Annotated in this window: 18 protein-coding genes; 10 read left to right on the top strand and 8 right to left on the bottom strand. The window is 45.5% G+C overall.

The features are described 5' to 3' along the window. The first annotated feature begins 2 nt into the window (after positions 1-2). Positions 3-473, top strand: coding sequence for a molybdopterin synthase catalytic subunit MoaE (gene moaE / locus AACQ42_RS10220; protein ID WP_176429676.1), 471 nt, complete (start codon positions 3-5; stop codon positions 471-473). Here the strand turns inward: moaE and AACQ42_RS10215 are convergent. Further along, positions 470-1435, bottom strand: coding sequence for a sensor domain-containing diguanylate cyclase (locus AACQ42_RS10215; protein WP_013857257.1), 966 nt, complete (start codon positions 1433-1435; stop codon positions 470-472). The two genes, moaE and AACQ42_RS10215, sit on opposite strands and share 4 nt — an antisense overlap. A 274-nt stretch (positions 1436-1709) precedes the next feature. On the opposite strand from AACQ42_RS10215, the gene AACQ42_RS10210 reads away from it, so the two are divergent. The 3 genes from AACQ42_RS10210 to udp all read left to right on the top strand — a co-directional run bounded on the left by AACQ42_RS10210 (position 1710) and on the right by udp (position 5800). After that, the gene (locus AACQ42_RS10210) at positions 1710-2126 is read left to right on the top strand and encodes a CBS domain-containing protein (protein WP_013857256.1); all 417 of its coding nucleotides are present in this window, start codon (positions 1710-1712) and stop codon (positions 2124-2126) included. 286 nt (positions 2127-2412) lie between these two features. Next, positions 2413-4707 carry a zinc/cadmium/mercury/lead-transporting ATPase gene (locus AACQ42_RS10205; RefSeq protein ID WP_141195654.1) on the top strand — a complete coding sequence of 765 codons (2295 nt, stop codon included), beginning with the start codon at positions 2413-2415 and terminating at the stop codon, positions 4705-4707. A gap of 334 nt (positions 4708-5041) precedes the next feature. After that, a complete protein-coding gene (udp, locus tag AACQ42_RS10200) occupies positions 5042-5800 on the top strand; it encodes a uridine phosphorylase (protein ID WP_010320675.1) in 759 nt (252 codons plus the stop codon). Between the two features lie 127 nt (positions 5801-5927). Here the strand turns inward: udp and AACQ42_RS10195 are convergent, their stop codons facing one another. After that, complete coding sequence (locus AACQ42_RS10195) at positions 5928-6740, bottom strand: hypothetical protein (RefSeq protein ID WP_017044551.1); 813 nt, start codon at positions 6738-6740, stop codon at positions 5928-5930. Positions 6741-6956: 216 nt separating this feature from the next. Then, complete coding sequence (metG, locus tag AACQ42_RS10190; RefSeq protein ID WP_013857253.1) at positions 6957-9023, bottom strand: methionine--tRNA ligase; 2067 nt, start codon at positions 9021-9023, stop codon at positions 6957-6959. A 155-nt stretch (positions 9024-9178) separates the two neighbouring features. On the opposite strand from metG, the gene apbC reads away from it, so the two are divergent. From apbC to AACQ42_RS10175, 3 genes are all read left to right on the top strand, one after another. Then, positions 9179-10255 (top strand): iron-sulfur cluster carrier protein ApbC, encoded by a 1077-nt coding sequence (gene apbC, locus AACQ42_RS10185; RefSeq protein ID WP_094165723.1) that lies wholly within the window; start codon positions 9179-9181, stop codon positions 10253-10255. Positions 10256-10447: 192 nt separating this feature from the next. Next, positions 10448-11089, top strand: coding sequence for a uridine kinase (gene udk / locus AACQ42_RS10180; protein ID WP_010320672.1), 642 nt, complete (start codon positions 10448-10450; stop codon positions 11087-11089). 81 nt (positions 11090-11170) lie between these two features. Beyond that, the gene (locus AACQ42_RS10175) at positions 11171-13297 is read left to right on the top strand and encodes an AsmA family protein (RefSeq protein WP_094165722.1); all 2127 of its coding nucleotides are present in this window, start codon (positions 11171-11173) and stop codon (positions 13295-13297) included. Positions 13298-13358: 61 nt separating this feature from the next. On the opposite strand, the gene cobO is transcribed toward AACQ42_RS10175, so the two are convergent. The 5 genes from cobO to AACQ42_RS10150 form a co-directional block, all read right to left on the bottom strand. Then, on the bottom strand, positions 13359-13964 hold the full coding sequence (gene cobO, locus AACQ42_RS10170; RefSeq protein ID WP_088728742.1) for a cob(I)yrinic acid a,c-diamide adenosyltransferase: 606 nt from the start codon (positions 13962-13964) through the stop codon (positions 13359-13361). 129 nt (positions 13965-14093) lie between these two features. Beyond that, on the bottom strand, positions 14094-15368 hold the full coding sequence (locus tag AACQ42_RS10165) for an outer membrane protein transport protein (RefSeq protein WP_094165721.1): 1275 nt from the start codon (positions 15366-15368) through the stop codon (positions 14094-14096). A 301-nt stretch (positions 15369-15669) separates the two neighbouring features. Then, the gene (locus AACQ42_RS10160; protein WP_026027727.1) at positions 15670-16953 is read right to left on the bottom strand and encodes an outer membrane protein transport protein; all 1284 of its coding nucleotides are present in this window, start codon (positions 16951-16953) and stop codon (positions 15670-15672) included. A gap of 245 nt (positions 16954-17198) precedes the next feature. After that, positions 17199-17924: a DUF3379 domain-containing protein gene (locus AACQ42_RS10155; protein WP_094165720.1), complete on the bottom strand. Its 726-nt coding sequence runs from the start codon at positions 17922-17924 to the stop codon at positions 17199-17201. Further along, positions 17917-18465: a sigma-70 family RNA polymerase sigma factor gene (locus tag AACQ42_RS10150; RefSeq protein ID WP_088717986.1), complete on the bottom strand. Its 549-nt coding sequence runs from the start codon at positions 18463-18465 to the stop codon at positions 17917-17919. The genes AACQ42_RS10155 and AACQ42_RS10150 overlap by 8 nt, the downstream gene beginning before the upstream one ends. A gap of 689 nt (positions 18466-19154) precedes the next feature. On the opposite strand from AACQ42_RS10150, the gene fadI reads away from it, so the two are divergent. The 3 genes from fadI to AACQ42_RS10135 all read left to right on the top strand — a co-directional run bounded on the left by fadI (position 19155) and on the right by AACQ42_RS10135 (position 23285). Continuing rightward, entirely contained in the window at positions 19155-20462 is a 1308-nt protein-coding gene (fadI, locus tag AACQ42_RS10145) for an acetyl-CoA C-acyltransferase FadI (RefSeq protein ID WP_017044558.1), read from the top strand. Then, complete coding sequence (gene fadJ, locus AACQ42_RS10140) at positions 20462-22585, top strand: fatty acid oxidation complex subunit alpha FadJ (RefSeq protein WP_094165718.1); 2124 nt, start codon at positions 20462-20464, stop codon at positions 22583-22585. The genes fadI and fadJ overlap by 1 nt, the downstream gene beginning before the upstream one ends. A gap of 151 nt (positions 22586-22736) precedes the next feature. Then, positions 22737-23285, top strand: a complete 549-nt coding sequence (locus AACQ42_RS10135; protein WP_013857243.1) for an NAD(P)H nitroreductase — start codon at positions 22737-22739, stop codon at positions 23283-23285. Positions 23286-23337 lie beyond the last annotated feature (52 nt).

Genomic DNA, 23337 nt, shown 5'->3' with positions numbered 1-23337 from the left:
TGATGGATAGCCGTATTTCCGTTCAAATATCAGATTTCTCGGTAGACGCAGAATACCGTGATTTGTCGCAAGGTACTTCCGCTGGCGCTGTGGTTACCTTTATTGGCAAAGTTCGTGATATGAATTTAGGTGATAATGTTATTGGCTTAACGCTTGAGCACTATCCGGGAATGACAGAAAAAGCCTTGAGTGATATTTGTGAGCAGGCTCAGGCACGTTGGCCGGTGCAAAAAATCCGTGTGATCCACCGAATCGGTGATTTAGATATTGGCGATCAAATCGTGTTTGTAGGCGTGTCGAGCTCACATCGTGGTGCGGCTTTTGAGGCGTGCGAATTCGTTATGGATTACCTTAAAGCCAAAGCACCGTTTTGGAAGAAAGAGCGCACCACCGAACAAACACGCTGGGTGGAGTCTCGAGATTCAGATGCCCAAGCCGCGCAGCGTTGGGCTAATCATCACACCATCGACTAAGCCTTGTGTAGTATATGAATAGTTCCGCGCTGTTGATTCTTCGCGTGAAACAGCGCTTTATCGGCCGTTGATACAAACTGTTCTGGCGTCATGCCAGTCGGTATGTGTTCGCAATATTGGATGCCGATAGTAATCGATACATACAATGAGACACGAGAATAGCGGTGAGGGATTTGCAGCTCTCTCACTTCACTAAGTAGTTGTAATGCTTTTTGCTCGCACTGTTTAATATCAATATCCGCAATAAATAGTAGAAATTCATCTCCTCCATAGCGAAAGCAGAGGTCATCTTTACGTTTCCAATGCTGCAGAGTGCTCGCTATCTTGCGCAGCACAGTATCGCCATTCACATGGCCATAGTGGTCGTTATATTCTTTGAAGCAATCTAAGTCGATCATGAAAATTGCAGCACTACTTTGCTCACGTTTGATCTTATCTAACGCTTTGGGCAGCAATGAGTCCATCGCATAACGGTTATAGACCTGAGTTAAATGATCCACATTGGTCAGTTTTTCTAACTCAAGTTGGTGTATAGAAAGCCGCTCTAACGTGCGCTTATAAGCGGTAATATTTCTCACAATCCATAGCACGTACTCAGTATTTTTCAGCGGGATGACCAATGCGTTAAAAAACTGAATATCGATAGGGCCAGAGCTGCCTTTAAATTGAGCAATTACCCTTAGGTCGAGATCGTATTCAAACTCTCGCATTTGTCCGTTATCAATGACTTCTTGGATAATTTGATGAAACCAAGCGGCTTTTTTTTCGGGTAATACCTGGTATAGATTGAGACCAATGAGAACCCTTGGGTCGTGGTGTCGGCTGCGATCCGTGCCTCCTAAGGCCTCCACATATACGCCATCGCGGTTAATCAGAAAAGTGGGTTCGGGTAATGACTCCAACAAGCTGCGCATCAGTGCTGGGTTTTCTATAATCTCGGAAAACAGTGGCGAATTCACCATGCCCAGTCCTTATTAATACAACGGTCAATGTTTAAGATATAAATGATATTAACTGTAAAATCTTGCGAGACATCGTGTTCTTAACGTGTTGTTTGATTCAAAAATGAGACGTTTTGATAAAAGATTTTGCCATTTACCCTTGATAAAAATTAACTATTTGTAATATCGATAGTTTGTGCCGATGAGCAAAATCGATTTTTTCCATTTAGCAAAACGGTGAAATTAGTCAACACTTAACTTAAGGCAGCATACCGTTGCAACCAAGGAGACAGATATGCAATCGCTAATAGTTAAAGACTATATGACATTACAAGCCATCACCTTCAAACCGGACATGCCAATGACTGCGGCTTTAGAAAAAGTGATGCGTTCGGAGCATCTTGGTGGTCCTGTTATTAACGACCAAGAACAAGTGATTGGCTTTCTATCAGAGCAGGATTTGCTCGATAAATTGGTGAAGGTGAGTTATTTCTGTGAAGACACCCATTTAGTCCGTGACTGCATGCACCCTGAAGTGCTGTCCGTTTCATCAGACACTTCTATTATTGAGCTTGCTGACATGATGAAAGTAGGAAAACCGAAAGTTTATCCCGTGATCGATCAAGGTAAATTGGTTGGCATTATTACGCGCAGAGATGTACTGAGAGCATTAGGGAAAAACTTAACGCATTGTTTTAAAAAACCAACATAGCAAACTATCCCCTTCCTACTTGAAGCTGCAGCGGTGTTGGCTACGTTCGTTCACCCCAATCACATAGTTTGCCTATGCTCATGGGGACTCACTCACTTGCCGCCTACCTGCAACTCCAAGTTGTTTGGGTATATCAGCAGTAATAAATAAAATTCTAGAGGTGCAGTGCACCTCTTTTCCATCTAATCAAGGTGAATGTGCGTTAAGTGCAGGTTTGATAAAAATGCGCTTGACCTTGGAGTTGACTCTAAGGTTTAAACTTTGTGCATCAGAGAAGGAGAATCCTATGTGCACAAAACATGAAGCTTGCAGTACTACAAAAAATAGCATGGCAAACCCGCAGGCGGTGTCATGCTCTAGCCTGAAAATTACCGCGATTAGGGCTGCGGGCGTTGATTCAAATGAAGAGGGGTGTTGCGGGTCACGAGAGTGTGCCAGCAATGATCCTGATGATGAACCCGCGCAGCTCACGCCAGTTGAAACACAGTTTAACCAAAGCTGGAAAATTGAAGGGATGGATTGCCCATCTTGCGCACGTAAGGTTGAAACGGCGCTTAAAAAAGTGGGTAATGTGATCGACGCCAAAGTGCTGTTTGCCACTGAAAAATTGGTGGTCAAGTTTAATACCGAAGAGGCAGCGCTTGAAATAGAGCAAGCGGTTCGTAACGCAGGTTTTACGGCTCACCGCATTGATGCAACTAATCCAGTTTCTGCCCCCATTCATAGTGACTGGAAGTCGGTCATAAAACAGAACGCTCAGATCCTCTCCATTGCTGGCGCCATGGTACTCGCCGCTATTGTGCAGCCTTATTTCGCTCAAATCAGCGATGGGATGTTCATTTTGACCTGCCTTGCCGGTTTGTATCCTATCGGTAAAAAAGCGATTCAACTGGCACGCTCAGGCACACCCTTTGCGATTGAAACCTTAATGAGCGTTGCGGCGCTCGGAGCGCTCTATCTTGGTGAAACGGTTGAAGCGGCGATGGTGCTATTACTCTTCCTCATCGGAGAGCGGCTAGAAGCTTTTGCCGCTTCTAAAGCGCGTAGCGGCGTGCAAGCTCTAATGGCACTGGTGCCTGAAACGGCAACAAAAATTGTGGCAGGAGAACGCATCACAGTGGCAGCGCATGAGCTAAAACCGGGGGATGTAGTGGAAGTTTCTCCCGGCTCTCGGCTACCTGCGGATGGTCAATTGCACGAAGTGTCGGCCAGCTTTGATGAGAGCGCGTTAACGGGCGAATCACTGCCTGTCGAACGCTATCAAGGTGACAGTATCATGGCGGGTGCAGTGGTCGCGGATCAGGTGGTGCGTTTCACCATCACGTCCAAACAGGGTGAAAACGCGATTGACCGCATTTTGCATCTGATTGAAGAAGCGGAATCTCGCAAAGCGCCGTTAGAACGTTTTCTTGATAAATTTAGTCGCTGGTATACCCCATTAATGATGTTGGTTTCATTAGCCGTGGTTGTGATACCGCCGACACTGTTTGCGCAGCCATGGGAAACATGGGTTTACCGTGGCTTAGCCTTACTGCTGATTGCTTGTCCATGTGCGTTGGTTATCTCAACTCCGGCGGCCATTACTTCTGGCCTTGCCGCAGCGGCGCGTCGTGGTGCACTGATCAAAGGGGGCGCGGCGCTCGAACAGCTTGGAAAAATAGAGAGTATTGCTTTTGATAAAACGGGTACTTTGACCAAAGGTAAACCGGAAGTTACGGATGTGGTTGCGCTCAATGGCTGGGATGAAGAGCAATTGTTGCGCTATGTCGCAGCGGTTGAAATGGGCTCGAGCCATCCTCTGGCAACCTCTTTAGTGAAAAAAGTGCAAGCGATGGCTTTGCCCATTCCAGAAGCGATAGACAAGCGAGCGTTAGTTGGCAGTGGGGTTTCGGGGGTTGTGGAAGGGAAATCACTGCGCGTATTAGCGCCAAGCAAAGCGAATGTTCCGTTTTCTGATGCATTTAGCGCGCAAGTGGAAGCGCTAGAGATGCAAGGCAAAACAGTGGTGGTGGTTTTTGAGCAAGAGAACATTGTCGGTTTAATCGCATGGCAAGATACCTTGCGTGACGATGCCAAAGCCGCCATTGAAGCACTGCGCCGTTTGGGGATCGACGCTATCATGCTCACTGGCGATAACCCTAGAAGCGCTGCGACGATGAGCGCTCAATTAGGGATAGATTTCAAAGCCAGTTTATTACCGCAAGATAAAGTGGAATACATTCAACAGTTGGCGCAGAGAAAACAGGTGGCGATGGTCGGGGATGGCATTAATGATGCGCCTGCAATGAAAGCGGCCAGCATTGGTATTGCGATGGGTGGTGGTACCGATGTTGCGTTGGAAACGGCCGATGCGGCAATTACTCATAATCGATTGGTCGAGCTCGCCACCATGATCGAGCTATCACAAGCAACCCTCGCCAATATTCGCCAGAATGTCACGCTAGCGCTAGGCTTAAAAAGTATCTTTTTAGTCACGAGTTTACTCGGTATTACGGGCTTATGGGTAGCGGTGCTGGCTGATAGTGGAGCTACCGCGTTAGTGACGCTCAATGCGTTGCGTCTATTGAAATTTAAAAAATAGTCCGAGACTAAAAACCAAAAAGCTCAGCAAGGCATGGCGGGTCGTTATCTCTCATGCCTGTTGGGTTTGCACCCTATTGTGGTAATAGTGTGAAATGCGTCGATATTGCGCTTGTATTTTGTTATGCAGTGTTGGAAATCATCTTTTAGGGTTGGGTGTTATTTCATCAATCTTGCTGTTTTTTGTGATGCAAACCGTTTTTATGAGAATGTGTTCGTTACATTGCGTCATTCATTGTGAATTTGATCACTCTTTGTTGGTGCGTGGTCCGCTAGAGTAGCTGCATACCCGATGTATATCTATGAGCTGAACAAGCCGCAATAAGGAGTCACTTATGTCTCAAGCCGTTTTCCATCTAGGTGTTACCGAAGCCGATCTGAATGGTGCTACTTTGGCCATTATCCCTGGGGATCCAGCCCGCGTACAAAAAATCGCTGAAGAGATGGAAAATCCAGTCTTTCTTGCTAGCCACCGTGAATACACTGTGTACCGCGCAGAGTTAGACGGTAAGCCAGTCGTTGTTTGTTCTACTGGTATCGGTGGTCCTTCTACGTCTATTGCGGTTGAAGAGCTTGCTCAACTTGGCGTGCGTACTTTCCTACGCGTAGGTACTACTGGTGCAATCCAACCTCATGTCAATGTGGGTGATATGATTGTCAGCACAGGTTCGGTTCGCCTTGACGGTGCAAGTTTGCACTTTGCGCCAATGGAATTCCCTGCTGTGGCTGATTTCGATGTCGCCACTGCAATGAAAGCGGCTGTAGTTGAAAGTGGTGCAACCGTGCACATGGGCGTCACCGCATCAAGTGATACTTTTTACCCAGGCCAAGAGCGTTATGACACCTTCACGGGTCGTGTTGTGCGTCGTTTCCAAGGCTCGATGAAAGAGTGGCAAGACATGGGCGTATTGAACTTTGAGATGGAATCCGCCACTTTACTAACCATGTGTGCGAGCTCAGGTTTGAAAGCAGGTTGTGTGGCTGGTGTGATCATCAACCGTACTCAAAAAGAGATCCCAGATCACGCGACACTCAAAGAGACCGAAGCTCGTTCAATCAAAGTGGTTGTCGAAGCGGCGCGTAAAATGCTGTAATTGAGTTCTGAATTTACACTGATGTATCTATGTACACGGTGAGTGATTAGGCCACTTTTGAATAAAGTGGCCTTTTTACTTTCTAAATAATCACCAGTCAAACAGTCACCAGCTAAACAGTTACTCACTAAGCAATCGCCAATTTAGGCAACGGAATGTACAAGCTCTCGGTTAAGTCGCTGAGCATCTGGTCGTAAACGTGAGAGATGCTGAGTGAAATATCCGAAGTGATTTGGTACATCGCGCCAGCTTCTATTTGAAAGGCAGGATGATCATGCAGTTCGCTCAGGCTATGCAGCGCGGCTGAGCAGCTTGGCGAAGCTACCGTTAAAGGGCTGATTAAGGCGAGTTGATTCATCCTACGCCTGACAACCTCACTATAATGCTGCAAGCGTATGCGGCCATCTTGAGTATCCATTTCATCAATGCTGATGCGTAACTGAGTTAGCGCGTCCATCGCATCAATGACCTGTTGCCAATTAACATGGTATTCATCGCTGAGATCTTCGCGGTTGGATTCCACCAACCAAGCCAGTATCACCTCATCCATTAAGAACATACAGTGACGAATTATTTTACCATGCATCATTTGGTTACGAGCCACAGAGCGCTCTGGCCACTCCTTCATGAGTGCTTTAAGCTTAATTTGCAGCACACGGTACATTGGTTTGTTGTCAAAGTGTGCGATAGCAATTAAGTGATTACTTTTTTCGTATAGCGTATCTTGCAATTCATTCAACTCAGTGTCGCGTCTTTGACCAGAGGCTAGTGTCTGATGGGTAATGTTACGGTGCTGACGGCATAAAAACAGTAGCTGGCGAAGGTCGATCAGCAGTTGATATTTACGTTGTAATGTGGATTCACGCTGTTTTGCCAGATAAAACATCAGCCACAATATACCGATAGAGATAAGCATTGAGATAAAAACAAACATAACCAACTCCTTGTTAATGTTATACCAATCTAGAGTTAGCAGGGTTAATGCCAGTTTTTTATTTGTTTAAATTCAATTACTTATGTATTTTTGCGTTGAAGTGATGCATCTTATTGGTGCATTTTGAACTAAAAGTGTGAGCTGGATCGATTTTGAGCAGTATGGTGATAAAAAATCCCCAACACAGAGTGTGCTGGGGATGCTATCGTGAAGATTGATGTATTACAGGATGCGCATGCCAGCTTGAGCACCTTCATGTGGCTCAAGAATCCATAGCTCGCTGCCACCAGGGCCTGCGGCTAAGATCATGCCTTCTGACATACCAAACTTCATTTTACGCGGTTTGAGGTTCGCTACCATGACAGTGTACTTGCCTACTAACTCTTCGGGTGAATAAGCGGCTTTAATACCTGAAAACACTTGGCGAGTTTCGCCACCAATATCTAATTGGAATTTAAGCAATTTGTCCGCTTTTGGCACCGCTTCGCAAGCGATGATCTTAGCAACGCGTAAGTCCACTTTAGCAAAATCATCAAATTCGATTTCAGCTGCAATAGGGTCTTTACTTAGCTCAGTTTCAACTGTGGTTGGTTGCGCGCTCTCAATCGCAGCTTTTTCTGCTGCCGCTTCTTCTTTAGACGCTTCAATCATCGCTTCAACGTGTTTCGGATCAATGCGATTAAACAGCGCTTTGAATGGCGTGAGCGTATGGCTTGTTAATGGTGTTTGTACACCTTCCCAAGTGAGTTCTTGGTTTAAGAATGCTTCGGTGCGCGCCGCTAGTGCTGGCATCACAGGTTTTAAGTAAGTCATTAACACGCGGAATAGGTTGATACCCACTGAGCAAATGTCTTGTAGCTCTTGCTCTTGACCCTCTTGTTTAGCCACAACCCAAGGCGCTTTTTCATCCACGTATTGGTTCGCTTTGTCCGCCAATGCGGTGATTTCACGAATAGCACGGTTAAATTCACGGCTTTCGTAAAGATCAGCAATGCGATCCGCTGCTGCGGCAAATTCTGCGTACAGCTCTGGTTCGGCAAAGGTTGCAGATAGCTGATTTTCAAAACGTTTGGTGATGAAGCCTGCATTACGCGATGCAAGGTTGACGATTTTATTGACCACATCGGCGTTCACACGTTGGGTGAAATCCTCAAGGTTTAAATCAAGATCGTCGATACGGCTATTGAGTTTTGCGGCGTAGTAGTAGCGTAAGCATTCTGGGTCTAGGTGGTTTAAGTAAGTGCTTGCTTTGACAAACGTTCCTTTAGACTTCGACATCTTCGCGCCATTGACTGTGACATAACCGTGCACGAATACGTTATTAGGCTTACGGAAACCACTGCCATCAAGCATCGCTGGCCAGAATAGGCTGTGGAAGTAAACAATATCTTTACCGATGAAATGGTACAGTTCGGTTTTACTGTCTTTATTCCAGTATTCGTCAAAGTCTAAGTCATCGCGTTTGTTACATAGGTTTTTAAATGAACCCATGTAGCCGATAGGCGCGTCTAACCACACGTAGAAGAATTTGTTCTTTTCGCCGGGGATTTCAAAGCCAAAGTATGGCGCATCACGTGAAATATCCCACTGTTGCAGGCCGCCTTCGAACCACTCTTGCATTTTATTGGCGGTTTCTGTTTGTAGCGAGCCAGAGCGAGTCCACTCTTTGAGCATGCTTTCAAATTGAGGAAGGTCAAAGAAGAAATGCTCGGAATCCTTCATTACTGGTGTCGCGCCAGAAACGGCCGATTTCGGGTTGATAAGCTCTGTTGGGCTATAGGTTTCGCCACACGCATCACAGTTATCACCGTATTGATCTTCTGACTTACATTTTGGGCAAGTGCCTTTCACGAAGCGATCAGGCAAGAACATCTCTTTTTCTGGGTCAAACAGCTGAGAAATGGTGCGGCTTGAAATGAAGCCATTTTTTTTCAGCTCAAGATAAATGTGAGAAGCCAGCTCGCGGTTCTCTTCGCTGTGAGTGCTGTGATAATTGTCAAAGCTGATATCAAAACCTGCAAAATCTTTTTGGTGCTCTTCACTTACTGCGGCGATCATCTCTTCAGGTGTAATACCCATCTGTTGTGCTTTAAGCATAATTGGCGTGCCGTGAGCATCGTCTGCACAGATGAAGTTTACAGTGTTGCCGCGTAGGCGTTGGTAACGAACCCAAATGTCAGCTTGGATATGCTCAAGCATATGACCAAGGTGGATCGAACCGTTAGCGTACGGAAGGGCACAAGTTACCAGCAGTTTCCTTGAAGAAACGTTTCTTGGGTCAGTCGCCATACTTAATATTCGCTTTTTTGATAGGTATGAAAAATAGAGACCAATACTACCTTATGCAGCGAGCGACTCCAAGGCGTGAGCCTAAGGAATCCCGCAACTTTTTTGGGGTTCAGTCTGACAATAGAGAGTGATAGCATGAGCAAAAAGGAGAAGCTATGCAGCCGTTCACATCTAAACAAGATTTTTGCGATTGGTTAAACCAATTTGAACACCCTCATCTTATTGCGGGGTGGGCAAACCAACCGCATTGGGTTTCGGTTACAACAGCGGGGCGTTTGACGGTTCATATTCCATTTGCCGCTAAAAATCTGCTGGATGAGCTTTCCGAATGGGTCGTCTCCAAGCAGCAAACCGATGCGCTTGCTCCATTCAGTGTTGAGATAATCATTGCGCCGAAAGCGCTAGCGACGACGGTCGCTCATAGTGTTAATGGTGTTAAAAATATTATTGCGGTGACTTCAGCCAAAGGGGGCGTCGGCAAATCAACCACAGCCGTCAATCTTGCTCTAGCCATTGCTCAATCTGGGGCGAAAGTTGGCTTGTTGGATGCGGATATTTATGGCCCTTCAGTACCAATGATGCTTGGCAAGCAAGAAGCAAAGCCAGATGTGCGTGATAATAAGTGGATGCAGCCCGTTGAGGCATTTGGCATTTTCAGTCATTCGATTGGCTATCTGGTTGATAAATCTGAAGCGGCGATTTGGCGCGGGCCGATGGCATCGAAAGCACTGGCGCAATTGCTCAATGAAACCGAGTGGCCAGATGTGGATTATCTGGTCATCGACATGCCACCGGGGACAGGTGATATTCAACTCACCTTGTCACAACAAATTCCGGTAACGGGCGCGGTGATCGTCACCACTCCGCAAGATCTGGCACTAGCGGATGCGCGCAAAGGGGCGGCCATGTTCGAAAAAGTCGACGTTCCGGTTATCGGGCTTATTGAAAATATGAGCTATCACATCTGCAGTCATTGTGGAGAGAAAGAGCATATCTTTGGTGTCGGTGGCGCGCAGAAACTGGCCAGTGAATATGGGTTGGCGCTGCTTGCACAAATTCCTCTGCACATTGCCCTGCGTGAAGACATCGACCAAGGTCGTCCTACCGTGGTTGCTCAACCAGAAAGTGAGCATACACAGCGTTATCTTCAACTGGCGGAACGAGTCTGTTCAAGCCTATATTGGCAAGGAAAGCCTAAGCCAGATGCAATCAGTTTTACATTGGTAGACTAGTGTTGGTCCACAGTGCTGTGAAAGTAGCACTGTGGTGATCTCTTCTGAAATACGACGAAAACGTTTGCTTGGTAGTTTGTTATTCAAACCTCTTCCAAAGTCTAAATCGAGACTGGTATCAGGTGGTTGAAGTCCCTATAATCGGGCAGTTTATCTATTTTCATCACCAAACCATCACCGGGTGCAAAAATAATGTCTGAGAATAATCAATGCGTCATCGTAGGTATTGCTGGCGCTTCAGCTTCTGGAAAAAGCCTGATTGCGAGCACGATTTATAACGAACTTCGTGCCAAAGTAGGCGACCACCAAATTGGTGTGATTACGGAAGATTGCTATTACAACGACCAAAGCCATCTCAGTATGGAAGAGCGCGTTAAGACAAACTACGACCACCCGAATGCACTTGACCATGATCTACTTTGCCAACATTTAGAACAATTAACCCGTGGCGAAGCGGTTGAAGTGCCAGAGTACAGCTACACTGAGCATACTCGCACCGCGAATACAACGCTATTAACACCCAAGAAAGTGATTATTTTAGAAGGTATTTTACTGCTGACAGACCCACGTTTACGTGACTTAATGCATGCGACCGTATTTATGGACACTCCGCTGGATATCTGTTTATTACGCCGAGTGAAGCGTGATGTAGAAGAGCGTGGCCGCACCATGGATTCGGTATTGAAGCAATACCAAAAAACGGTTCGCCCTATGTTTATGCAGTTTATCGAACCGTCAAAACAGTACGCGGACATTATCGTTCCTCGTGGCGGTAAAAACCGTATCGCCATTGATGTATTAAAAGCCCACATCGCGAAATTGTTGAAATCTTAACTTTTGTGGTCTTTATTTTTAAGCAGACAAGTGGCACTTTAGGTGCCACTTTCTTTTTCTAATTAAGCAAGGAAAAAGCTGATGAAAAAACTGTTTCTTTTCATTGCCATTATTATCGGTGCGTTAATCGCTGCCGCGCTCGCACTTGTCCTGTTGGTCAATCCTAACCAATTTAAGCCCTTGATTGTAGAACAAGCCAAACAGAAAACGGGGTTGGACTTAGTCATTGAAGGAGATATCAGTTGGAGTTTCTTCCCTTCGCTTGGCTTTGAGCTGGGCAAAACTGAACTCAGAAATCCACAAGGTTTCAGCGCTCCAAACCTGTTTAAAGTCGATCAAGTTGGTATTGAAATTTCGGTGATGCCATTGCTGGATAAGCAACTGGAAATTGGCAACATCCGCCTAAATGGTGCTGAGTTCCATCTTGAAAACCTTAAAGATGGCCGTTCAAACTTAGATAGCTTAACTCAAGCCGCGCCTCAACCAGCCGCCTCTTCCGCCGTAAACGAAACAAAACCAGCACAAGAAGAGACAAGCAGCGTCAATGCGAGCAACCCTGTTCAAGAGTGGACGATTAACTTAGCGGGCGTCAGCGTCGAAAACGCATTACTGGAAATACAAGACCGCAAAGCCGGTACACATACCAAACTGTATGACGTGGCGGTAAATCTTTCAGAGTTTGCGGTGGATAAATGGACGTCAGCAACTTTTGCCGCCAAAGGTAAAAATAACCAACAAAACTTTGCCGCAGAAGGGCGAGCTGAATTCAAATTAGCCGCTGGTTTCAAGGATTATGCGGTGAAGAACGTTGTGCTTGATGCGAGCTTTAGTGACCCATCAAACCAGATTGATTCTGCGAAGATTGAATTAGCCACGTTCGAGTTTGATAAGAAGAATGCGCTGTCATTCAGCGTGAAAGGAAAGGTAGCGGATTTAAAACTTGATGCGAAGGGGAGTGCGCAACTGACTCTCGATAAAGCCATGAGCTTGGTGAAGATTGATACGCTGGTGCTGGATACTAATCTAGAAGGAACCAGTTTGCCACAAAGCCCAATGCAGATCGGTTTAACTTCGAACATTCGTTTTGATCTCTCTAAAAACCAACTGGATGTCTTACTCAGTAAATTAACCGCAAATGCATTAGAATTTGATGGTGATGTCAAAGTGACGTTGGCTGAGATCCCTAAAATCCGCTTCAATATGCATAGCCCAAATATCGATTTGGATGAATTTTTAGGGCTTGCGAATCCAGCAACGGCAAGCAGTGCCGTGAGTGAAAGTAAGGCATCGTCAGGCTCAACGTCAGCAGCGCCTGCTACGGTGAGCGCTGAAGTGGAACCGGATCTCAGTGCATTAAAAACGTTGGATTTGCAAGGCAAGGTCACCATAGACAAGTTCAAAGCCAATAATGCTCGATTACAGAATGTGCAAACCAGCTTTAGCGTCGATCGTGGCATCGTGAATTTAACCTCATTCAGTGCCAACCTTTACCAAGGTACGATTCAGGCGACCGCTCAACTGGATGCAACCAAAGTACCTGCCACTTATAGCGCTAAAAAAAGCGTTAAGGGAGTACAGGTGCTGCCGCTATTAAAAGATGTACTCAATAATGAGATGTTACAAGGCACGGGTAACATCGATGTGGATGTAAAAGGTCGCAGTTTGACGCCAACGGGCATTCAACAAAACCTTGTCGGAACCGTGAACATCAACTTTGCCGATGGTGCAGTCAATGGTATTAACGTCGCTCACCTTATCCGTAGCAATTACGCCAAAATTAAAGGTAAGAAAGTTGATGATGACCCAGTGAAGAAAACCGATTTTAGCGCCATGACCGCTACGCTGAAATTGAACAAAGGGGAAGTCACCACCAATAACCTCGCCATGCAATCACCACTGTTGCGTATTCGTGGTGAGGGTAAAGCGAATTATCTGCAACAAACGGTTGATTTTTTGGTGAGCACTTCTGTGGTGGGAACGCTAGAGGGGCAAGGTGGCAAAGACATTGATGAGTTGCGAGACGTCACGATTCCTATCAACATCTCAGGGCAATGGAGCGATCCTAAATTCAAATTGGTTTTTGATGATGTGTTAAGACAAAAAGCGGAAAAAGAGATTGACCGTGGCTTGGAAAAGCTCGGCGTTGAGATAAAAGACGAGAAAACCAAGAAAGCGGTTGATGGCTTATTAAAAAGTCTTTTTAAGTAATTTACTGGGTTGATTTCATTATGGTTGATCAAGCCTCCTCAATTTAGAGGAGGCTTTTTTATCACCAGTCGATGCCTTTTCGTGCTTTGATGCCCGACTCAAAGGCGTGTTTCACATTTTTGACTTCCGACACCGTATCGGCGATTTCAATCAAGCTGCGGTGTGCTCCTCGGCCCGTGATCACCACCGACTGCATTGCTGGCCGTGTTGCTAAGGCTTCAATCACTTCGTCTAATTCGATATAGCCATAGCTCACCATGTAGGTCAGCTCATCAAACAACACCACATCAATCGACTCATCTTTAAGCATGCGTTTGCACTCTTGCCAAACCCCTTGCGCCGCTGCGGTATCGGCTTCTTTATTTTGTGTTTCCCAAGTAAAGCCCGTCGCCATGACTTGAAATTCGACGCCCAGTTTTTCAAGCAGATTACGTTCACCATTTTCCCAGGTTCCTTTAATGAACTGAGCTACCGAACATTTCAAACCGTGGCCAACAGCGCGCGCAATGGTGCCAAAACCTGAGGTAGATTTCCCTTTGCCATTGCCGGTAATGATCAATAACAACCCTTTCTCTTGCTGGGCCGCGGCAATTCGTGCATCGACTTGCTCTTTTACTTTCTGTTGCCTCGCCTTATGGCGTTCATTTTTAATTTCTTCAGTCGACATGCTCAGTCCTGTTCATTAATAGCGTTGCCGCTATCATAGCTCAACTACTCGGCAGCAAAAACCATCGAAATTACAAGGAATAAAAAAGCCAGAGCAGTGCTCTGGCCTCTGGGAGTATCTCTAATGAGTTTAGAAGCGATAATTGGCTTGTGCGCCGATAAGCCAAACATTACCCGTCGTTGTACCAGAAAATTGGCCTCCAACGGCTTGCGCTGCATCATCTGAAGCATAACCACGAGATTCCACAATGTTGGCATCTTTAGCAAAAATGTAAGTAAAGCCAGTGTCTACGGTGAATTGCTCCGTGAAGGCATACTCCGCACCAACGCTTAACCAAGTTCGATCAGTTTCAGGGATGGTAATGGTACGGTTTTTATCGTTAACTGCCGCCATATCGTAAGCAATGCCTGTACGCAGTGCTAATTTTGCATCGACTTGGTAAGTCGCACCCAGAGCAAAACGGTAATTGTCTTCCCAGTTTTCTTCTTTAACCATCACCGAGCCAAGAGTGTTTAAATCCGCTTCAAGCTTTTCGAAACTGCTCCAATCGGTCCAGTTAATACTGGCATGTAGTGCCAGCTGTTCATTTAGTTGGTGGTAGCTAGCCAGTTCAGCGGTGGCAGGCATAGTGAGCATCATTGAACCTGTATCATTCACCACCTTGCCCGATTCTTTCGAAAATATATTCGCTGTGCCAGTAAGCTTTAGGTCAACTTCGGATTTATAAGTAAAGCCAATGCGATTGCTATCATTGATCTGCCATGCCGTACCCACTTGCCAACCCCAAGCTTTATCTTCACCTTCCATGTACTTTAGTGTTGTACCTTGTGGAAGAGGCTTAGTTTGAGCCGGAGAGGTCGCACCGAAATGGCCTTCTCCAATCACATAACGAATGCCACCGCCAACGGTAACCGCATCAGTGAGTTGGTAGCCGATGTTGGCATTGACTTCCATTGTTTTAACCATCGCTTGATTACCAAAGTGGCTCGCGCTGAAATTACGGTCAAGTTCGGTCTCCATGCCATAGTTAGTACCGAGTGCTAAACCTAGTACCATTTTATCGTTCACTTGATGTGAGAGGTAAAAATTGGGGATGACGGCATCATTTGCGAAGTCATTTGAGCTTGCTTCTAATGCGCCGTTGATTTTTCCATTCACATCAACATTCGGATTAACGTAAATTGCACCAACAGAAATTTGCGTACCTTTCAAATAAGTCAGCATGGCAGGGTTACGCCATTGTGCACTGGCGTTATCAGCCATAGCCGCTTCACCGGCGTAAGCACGCCCAAGGCCCGTTGCAGAGTATTCTGCCAATTGGAAACCGGCGGCTTGAGATGCGTTTGATACGCTGAATAGTCCACATGCCACTGCAAGTGAAAGAAGAGTTTTATTTGATTTCATTATAATGTTCGCTGAAATATTTGAATTCGGTGTGGGGATTTTAAGGTTAGAGCTAATGCTTTAAAAATATAAAGCAGTGAATTTGTTGTTTTTGAAATTAAAATCCATTAAAGGCTTAATTATAAGCGTAATACTCTGCTTGTTATGAAAGTGTTTCTGATTTTTGGCGAACACTTGTAGTGTGGTTTAAGACCCAAAAGGTACAGTTGTTAGCTGAATTAGGCGAGGAGATGATATTACAAGCATTAAAAAGGGCTGGAAAACCAGCCCTTTATTGACGCTATGCTAATAAACGTTGCGCTTAGAAGCTGCGGCTATATTGTAAGCCGACTAGGATTGCATCTGCGTGAGTCGTTGCCGTCAAAACAGTACCAGCCGAATTCTCAGTCACTTGCACATCCTTACCAAGTAGGTAAGTGAAACCAAAGTCTACATTAGATCGCTCATCAACTTCGTAAGTAAAACCAGCAGAGAGCCATTGGCGATCTGAGTCTGGCACTGAGACTGAAGTTAAAGAATCTTGTGCGCTGGTGTCATACATATAACCAGCACGTAAAGTCCAATCGCTGTTTAGGTAGTAAGTTCCACCTATCGCATAGTGCCAACCGTCTTGCCATTTATACTCTTTATCATAGCTACCATTAGTTAGAGCACCTACTGTTGAACGAGAAGAATCTAAATTTCTAAAATCAATTTTGTCGAATGAACTCCAACCAATCCATTGGACACTATAATGCACTGCAAACTGTGTCTCTTTGATTTTATGAAAACCAGAGAATTCAGCAATATCAGGCAATGGTAGGGTAATTTCTTGTCCATAATCGTCCTTAGCTGTGAATTCAGGACTGTAGTGGTATCCGAAGCCAAATCGATTATTTTCATCTAATTCATACACCGTACCCAAATTAAATCCGACCGCCCAGCCATCAGCTTTGTCGACATTTATTAAGGAGGTTCCCTTAGCTGGAATAACCTTACTTCCAATTATCATTGTATTAGCAGGAAATCCCTCGCCTGTTGTACGCTTCATGGTGCCTTGACCATAAATTAAATCTAACCCGGCCCCTATACTCCATGATGAGTTTATACGGTATGAACCAGCCAAACCGAAATTAAAACTTTTAACATCGGTTAAGCCTCCATACTCTGCCGCAGGGTAGTTATCAGAAAATTCTGTTTTGGTACCAAAGTTAGTATAAGCGTTTACACCCCAAGCAAATTTATCGTCCACAGGAACAACTAGATGGATGTTTGGTGCAATGGATGTTCCGCCAACGTCATCAGTGTCTTCGATATCGATAGCGTTTTTGAAAACGCCTGTATATTGAGTGTTTTTTACATCAATCATCGTTGTGATGGATTCAAAGCCCAAAGAGAGTGAGGTTTCATCAAACAACGCCATTGCGGCAGGGTTACGAGCCATCACCGATGCGTTATCGGCAATAACAGCATCACCAGCAAATGCACGACCTAGGCCAGTCGCAGATTGTGCATTGAGCTGAAAGCCCGCTGCCAGTGCTTGTTGTGAAGCGAGAGCTACCGTTACGGCAAGTAACGATTTTTTAAACAGACGCGTCTTGTTCATGGTGCTTTTCCTTTTTGATTTCATCGCCTCTAATGGACGTTGTTTTTGAGCAAATGCTCAATTGGTGGCTGATACTAGAGGCAAGTATAGAAGATAGAAATCCGACCATTGTCTAATTGAATGATAAAATTGCAGAAATGATGTCTATTTGGCAGGAAAAAGGCGGAAAATGCTTATTTATAGAGTTTAAGCTCTACTTTTGTCTAGGGAACCTGGCCTGCATTATATACAGGCCAGGAATGGTTTTAATGGGAAGGTTTTAGCATAGGCATTAGTTTTTTAGCGATGTTCGTGACATCTTCGCCATTTTCACCGACAAGGATCAGGCTAGCATCACCGACGGGTTCGATGATTCCTGCCATGCCTTGCTCATTAAAGTTCACGGCTTGTTCACTGGCAACGCCTGTGAAAAAGAGCGTCACTTTCCCGCTTTCACCTTGAAAAACCATGTGCAGAGCGTTTGCCTTACCAAAACCACAGTGGTTTAGGTAATAAACGTGGTAAGGGAAGTTACTGCTTAACTGATAAGCGAATGGCAGCATTTTGGCGTTGATCTGCGTTGAATTCACTTGTTCATCCAGTTGGTTGACAAAGCCTTCTTCATCAATGACGTGTTTGATGGCGGTGTCCATTAGGCTTGCCTGCGCTGGTGGAATGAGCACATTTCGCCAATTGATTTGGCCAACCAATAAACCAAACACAAAAGTAATCGATGCAGCCAATGTCATCGCTTGCTTGGCAAAAGTAGGGCGGATGACATTGCTTGCCATTGTGGTTTGACTAAATAGAATACGGTCTGCGAGATCGTCAGGCACGTCTACATTCATTGCAGTAGCAATCGTTGCATCTAAGCTCAATATGTCCTCTAGGAACTGACGATGAGTATCACTAGTGGATGCCGCTTGGATAATCTCTTGGTCATGCTGTTTTGGATCGGACATAACTCGGCGGCGAAATTCTAATTCATCCATTTTGCTGCCCCTTATACGCTTCTGATGAATCCAATTGTTCTTTTAATTGGTTACGAGCTCGAAACAGACGAGTCATGACCGTGTTCTTATTGAGTTCGAGGATCTCGCCAATTTCATCACCACTAAAGCCACCAATGACTTGTAGGAAAAGAGGTTCGCGGTATTCAATATCCAGCTTCATTATCTGTGCCTGCAACCACTCTTGTTGATGATGAGGATCATCGTTGACTTTTACGTCACCGCTGTAGTCATCAATATCGACCAACTCAAACTGCTTGCGCTCAAAGCGGCGCGCGTTCTCACGACGAAGAATAGTTATAAGCCACGATTTGGCCGCTTTCTCGTCGAGCAAACTATCGAGAGATTTCCAAGCCCTCAAGCAGGTTTCTTGGACTAAATCTTCAGCAATGCTTTTATCTTTACATAGCCAATAGGCATAACGAAAAAGATCTCGGTGATAAGCACGCACAAGCGTTTCATATTTTCTCTGTCTGTCAATATTACTATTGACCGGGCTGCTGGACTTTTTCTTTCCAAACATGGTTATTATCGACACATGAGTCTCCGTTTGCTCTGTGATTTCTTCTTTGTTTAGGCCATTTTATGGTCGTCTTGCGATGAACGCTTCGCGTATTCGTTCGCTTTCGATCCGTTCAAGTTGTTCGGTAATATCAATTCAAGCGTCGACGGCTTTTTAATTTCATAGTATGGAATAAATCAATATAAAATTGATCTACTTCAAAATCTCATAGCACGAAGTGGCTATAGTACACCTTGTCATCTCGTTAGTCATTGCGACTAACATGTTGAGCAAGATGACACTTCCTTTTGAAGGCTGACTTTACTTTCTCCTAATCAGGAAACTGATTATTTCAATTGGCGTAAGTTAATTGCTTTATATATTCCGACCACACATTATTGTGTGGTTTTTTTTTTGCTTATATACCCTTCCTACTTGAAGCCGCAGCGTTGTTGGCTACGTTCGTTCACCCCAATCACATAGTTTGCCTATGCTTATTGGGACTCACTCACTTGCCGCCTACCTGCAACTCCAAGTTGTTTGGGTATAACTCCATTACTCATTTAAAGATTAAGTGATTATCCATCTCCTCTCCCTACATTACTTTCTTCGATTCGATGCGAATATCACGTTTATTTAAACACTTGTTTGATTGTTTTAACAACCTCGTTACAATGTGCCAGGTCAGACCTCTATTCTAAGGAGAAACAATGGGCAAACAGGAAGTCAAAACGCGCTCTGGTGAGCGTGTGGCTATCGTCGCGGGGTTGCGTACCCCTTTTGCGCGTCAAAGTACCGAATTTAGTCAAGTTCCTGCAGTCGATTTAGGCAAGATGGTGGTGAGTGAACTGCTTGCGCGAACGGAACTCGATCCTAAATTGATCGAACAACTCGTCTTTGGACAAGTCGTGCAAATGCCTGAGGCACCAAACATCGCGCGTGAGATCGTTTTAGGGACAGGAATGAGCATCCATACCGATGCGTACAGCGTCACACGAGCGTGCGCTACCAGTTTTCAGGCGGCGGTGAATGTGGCTGAAAGCATCATGGCTGGCACGATTGATATTGGTATGGCTGGTGGTGCCGATTCGTCTTCCGTTTTGCCGATTGGAGTGTCTAAAAAATTAGCCGCTAGCTTACTCGCTTTAAGTAAAACCAAAACCGTTGCTCAGAAACTCAGCATCTTAAAATCATTATCTTTTAAAGATTTAATGCCAGTCCCCCCCGCGGTCGCTGAATATTCAACGGGCCTTTCGATGGGGCAAACGGCTGAGCAGATGGCAAAATCTCATCACATAAGCCGACTGGATCAAGATGCTTTGGCACATCGTTCTCACTCTTTAGCTTCACAAGCTTGGAAAGAGGGCAAAATCCAAGGCGAAGTCATGACGGCATTCCCAGAGCCCTATAAAAAGTGGATCGCTGAAGATAACAATATTCGTCATGACTCGACTCTGGAAGGTTATGCCAAGTTACGTCCAGCGTTTGATAGGCAATATGGTAGCGTGACGGCCGCCAACAGCACACCACTAACCGATGGCGCTGCCGCTATTCTATTAATGCGTGAAGGCCGTGCTAAAGAGCTTGGTTTGGAGATTATGGGTTATATCCGTTCTTACGCTTTTTCAGCGATTGGTGTTGAACACGATATGTTAATGGGGCCGTCTTATGCGACACCGTTAGCCTTACAACGTGCAGGTATTGAGCTTTCCGATCTCACATTGATTGACATGCATGAAGCCTTTGCCGCGCAAACCCTCTCTAATATGAAAATGTTCGCCAGTGATAAGTTTGCACAGGAACATCTTGGTCGAGCAAAAGCGATTGGCGAAATTGATATGGATAAATTTAATGTGCTAGGTGGTTCTATTGCGTATGGTCACCCCTTTGCGGCGACGGGTGCGCGCATGATCACACAAACACTGCGTGAACTAAAACGACGTGGTGGTGGTTTAGGGCTGAATACCGCTTGTGCAGCGGGTGGTTTGGGCGCGGCAATGATTTTGGAGGTTGAATAATGAGCACAGAGAGAGCTTTTCATTTAACAATTGATGAACAAAATATTGCGTGGCTGGCGATTGATGTTCCCGGCGAAAAAATGAATACGCTACAAGCGGCGTTTGCCCAAGAGATGCAAGAGGTTTTTGCGACCTTGGAGGCTCAAAAAACCAGCCTAAAGGGGATGGTGATTCACTCGCTTAAGCCAGATAATTTCATTGCTGGAGCGGATGTCCGTATGCTGAACGCTTGCCAATCGGCCAGCGAAGCACAAGCATTGGCCAAGCAAGGTCAGGAGATGTTTCAAACCTTATCGGATTTGCCATTCCCAGTGGTTGCCGCGATTCATGGCCCATGCTTAGGTGGTGGTTTAGAGCTGGCGCTGGCTTGTCACTACCGGGTGTGCAGCGACGCGGATATCACGCGTTTGGGGTTGCCCGAAGTGCAATTAGGCTTGTTACCAGGCTCCGGTGGAACGCAGCGGTTGCCGCGTTTGATTGGTTTGTTACCTTCTCTTGATTTGATTTTGACGGGTAAAGAGCTGCGCGCAAAAAAAGCAAAACAACTGGGTGTTATTGATGCTTGCGTAGCAGAGACTATCTTGCTGGATGTGGCCAAGAAGTATGTGCTCGATAATTCTGGGAAAAAACGTCATCAGGCCAATACGTCGGCCAAAGAGAAATTAATTTCTCATACGCAGCTTGGTCGCAAATTAATTTTTGATCAGGCTGCTAAAAAGACTAAGCAAAAAACACGAGGTAATTACCCAGCCGCAGACGCGATTTTAGAGGTGATCCGTCACGGTTTAGATCGTGGTTTGAAAGCCGGGTTAGAGCTTGAAGCGAAGCGATTCGGTGATTTGGTGATGAGCTCGGAATCCAAAGCACTGCGCTCGATTTTCTTTGCCACCACCGAAATGAAAAAAGAGACGGGCAGCGACGCAAAACCTCAAACCGTGAAACGTATCGGCGTATTGGGCGGTGGTTTAATGGGGGCAGGGATCAGCCATGTTAGCGTTGCAAAAGCCAGGGTTCCCGTACGAATCAAAGATGTTTCGAATGATGGGGTATTAAACGCGCTCAATTACAACTACAAATTATTCGATAAACAGCGCAAGCGTCGCATTTTATCCAAAGCGCAGATGCAGACAAAAATGGCGCAATTGTCTGGCGGGATTGATTTTACCAGTTATCAGCATATCGACGTTGTCATTGAAGCGGTATTTGAAGATCTCACGCTTAAGCAGCAAATGGTGGCTGATGTTGAAGCGAATGCCAAAACCAGCACCATTTTTGCGACGAATACTTCCTCGCTTCCAATCCAGAAAATTGCAGCGAAGGCGGCGCGTCCAGAGAATGTGATTGGATTGCACTATTTCAGTCCTGTTGAAAAAATGCCTCTGGTGGAAGTGATCCCTCATCAAACCACATCGCAAGAGACGATAGCCACAGTGGTGGCCTTGGCGAAAAAACAGGGCAAAACGCCGATTGTGGTCAAAGATTGCGCTGGTTTTTATGTTAACCGTATCCTTGCACCTTACATGAATGAAGCGGCGCAGATCCTGATGGCGGGTGAGTCGATTGAAAAGATAGATACGGCTTTGCTCGATTTCGGTTTCCCAGTCGGCCCTATCACGTTATTGGACGAAGTGGGCATTGATGTTGGCTCGAAAATCATGCCAATTCTAGTGCAAGAACTCGGCCCACGTTTTCAAGGACCAGACGTATTTGATTTGCTGCTCAATGACAATCGCAAAGGGCGTAAAAGTGGTAAGGGATTCTATACCTATAAAGGTAAGAAAAAAGAAATCGACAAATCTATCTATAAATTGCTGAAAATAACGCCAGATGCCAAACAGAGTGATAAGGAGATCGCGCTGCGTTGCGTGCTACTTATGCTGAATGAAGCCGTACGTTGTTTGGATGAGGGCGTAATTCGTTGTGCGCGAGATGGCGATATTGGTGCGATTTTCGGTATCGGTTTCCCGCCGTTTTTGGGCGGCCCATTCCGTTACATAGACCAAATTGGTATCAAGAAATTAGTGGAAATGATGAATCAACATGCTGAGAAGCATGGCGATAAGTTCGCTCCTTGTGATGGGCTACTGACTCGCGCTGGGGTTGAAGCACGTTTTTATCCGTAGTCATCTCGGCTGTTTTCATTCATATGTTTGCTTAAATTAGGCGAGGGAATATCCTCGCTTTTTTTCATTTATAGCCAATGAGGTCATCTCTTTATGCGAGTTATTCTCAGTTTGGTATAAGATTATGGAAAATCATCAATAAGGAATCGAAATGGATGCACTAGAGTTGCTGCTTAACCGTCGTTCAATCGCCAATCTCACATCGCCTGCACCTGAAGGTCTGGTCTTGGAAAATATTATTAGAGCAGGCTTGCGAGCGCCCGATCATGGCGGTTTAACCCCTTGGCGTTTCGTGATTGCTCAGGGAGCGGGTTTGCAAAAGTTGTCGGGTATTTTGGCGTCTGCTGTGCGAGCGGATAACGGCAGTGATGCAGAGATAGAAAAAGCGAAAAATGCACCGTTTCGAGCACCCATGGTAATCACAGTGATCGCGAAAGTAACGGAGCATGAAAAGGTGCCAGCGATTGAACAGCATCTCTCTGCGGGATGCGCAGTACAAGCGATGCAAATGGCTGCGGTAGCCCAAGGTTTTCAAGGTTTCTGGCGTTCGGGAAGCTGGATGTTCCACTCTCACGTTCGGCAAGCATTAGGTGCTAAGGGCGATGATCAAATCGTTGGTTTCTTATACCTAGGAACCGCAGGGTGCACGCCAATGAAAGTGCCTGAACGTGATTTGAGTAAATTTATTGAGTTTCTATAGCGAGTTTATTGACTATCTGCCGCTGCGATAACTCATGGCCCAGCAATGCTGG

This window comes from Vibrio sp. V12_P9A6T4, from assembly GCF_963874835.1.
Lineage (GTDB): Bacteria > Pseudomonadota > Gammaproteobacteria > Enterobacterales > Vibrionaceae > Vibrio > Vibrio anguillarum.
This window is presented reverse-complemented; position numbering and strand designations above follow the sequence as displayed.

What these genes read in the sequence shown, in the direction of transcription:
- moaE (WP_176429676.1), top strand. Translation starts at nt 3, where the DNA reads ATGGATAGCCGTATTTCCGTTCAAATATCAGATTTCTCGGTAGACGCA.
- AACQ42_RS10215 (WP_013857257.1), bottom strand. Translation starts at nt 1,435, where the DNA reads ATGGTGAATTCGCCACTGTTTTCCGAGATTATAGAAAACCCAGCACTG.
- AACQ42_RS10210 (WP_013857256.1), top strand. Translation starts at nt 1,710, where the DNA reads ATGCAATCGCTAATAGTTAAAGACTATATGACATTACAAGCCATCACC.
- AACQ42_RS10205 (WP_141195654.1), top strand. Translation starts at nt 2,413, where the DNA reads ATGTGCACAAAACATGAAGCTTGCAGTACTACAAAAAATAGCATGGCA.
- udp (WP_010320675.1), top strand. Translation starts at nt 5,042, where the DNA reads ATGTCTCAAGCCGTTTTCCATCTAGGTGTTACCGAAGCCGATCTGAAT.
- metG (WP_013857253.1), bottom strand. Translation starts at nt 9,023, where the DNA reads ATGGCGACTGACCCAAGAAACGTTTCTTCAAGGAAACTGCTGGTAACT.
- apbC (WP_094165723.1), top strand. Translation starts at nt 9,179, where the DNA reads ATGCAGCCGTTCACATCTAAACAAGATTTTTGCGATTGGTTAAACCAA.
- udk (WP_010320672.1), top strand. Translation starts at nt 10,448, where the DNA reads ATGTCTGAGAATAATCAATGCGTCATCGTAGGTATTGCTGGCGCTTCA.
- AACQ42_RS10175 (WP_094165722.1), top strand. Translation starts at nt 11,171, where the DNA reads ATGAAAAAACTGTTTCTTTTCATTGCCATTATTATCGGTGCGTTAATC.
- cobO (WP_088728742.1), bottom strand. Translation starts at nt 13,964, where the DNA reads ATGTCGACTGAAGAAATTAAAAATGAACGCCATAAGGCGAGGCAACAG.
- AACQ42_RS10165 (WP_094165721.1), bottom strand. Translation starts at nt 15,368, where the DNA reads ATGAAATCAAATAAAACTCTTCTTTCACTTGCAGTGGCATGTGGACTA.
- AACQ42_RS10160 (WP_026027727.1), bottom strand. Translation starts at nt 16,953, where the DNA reads ATGAACAAGACGCGTCTGTTTAAAAAATCGTTACTTGCCGTAACGGTA.
- AACQ42_RS10155 (WP_094165720.1), bottom strand. Translation starts at nt 17,924, where the DNA reads ATGGATGAATTAGAATTTCGCCGCCGAGTTATGTCCGATCCAAAACAG.
- AACQ42_RS10150 (WP_088717986.1), bottom strand. Translation starts at nt 18,465, where the DNA reads ATGTTTGGAAAGAAAAAGTCCAGCAGCCCGGTCAATAGTAATATTGAC.
- fadI (WP_017044558.1), top strand. Translation starts at nt 19,155, where the DNA reads ATGGGCAAACAGGAAGTCAAAACGCGCTCTGGTGAGCGTGTGGCTATC.
- fadJ (WP_094165718.1), top strand. Translation starts at nt 20,462, where the DNA reads ATGAGCACAGAGAGAGCTTTTCATTTAACAATTGATGAACAAAATATT.
- AACQ42_RS10135 (WP_013857243.1), top strand. Translation starts at nt 22,737, where the DNA reads ATGGATGCACTAGAGTTGCTGCTTAACCGTCGTTCAATCGCCAATCTC.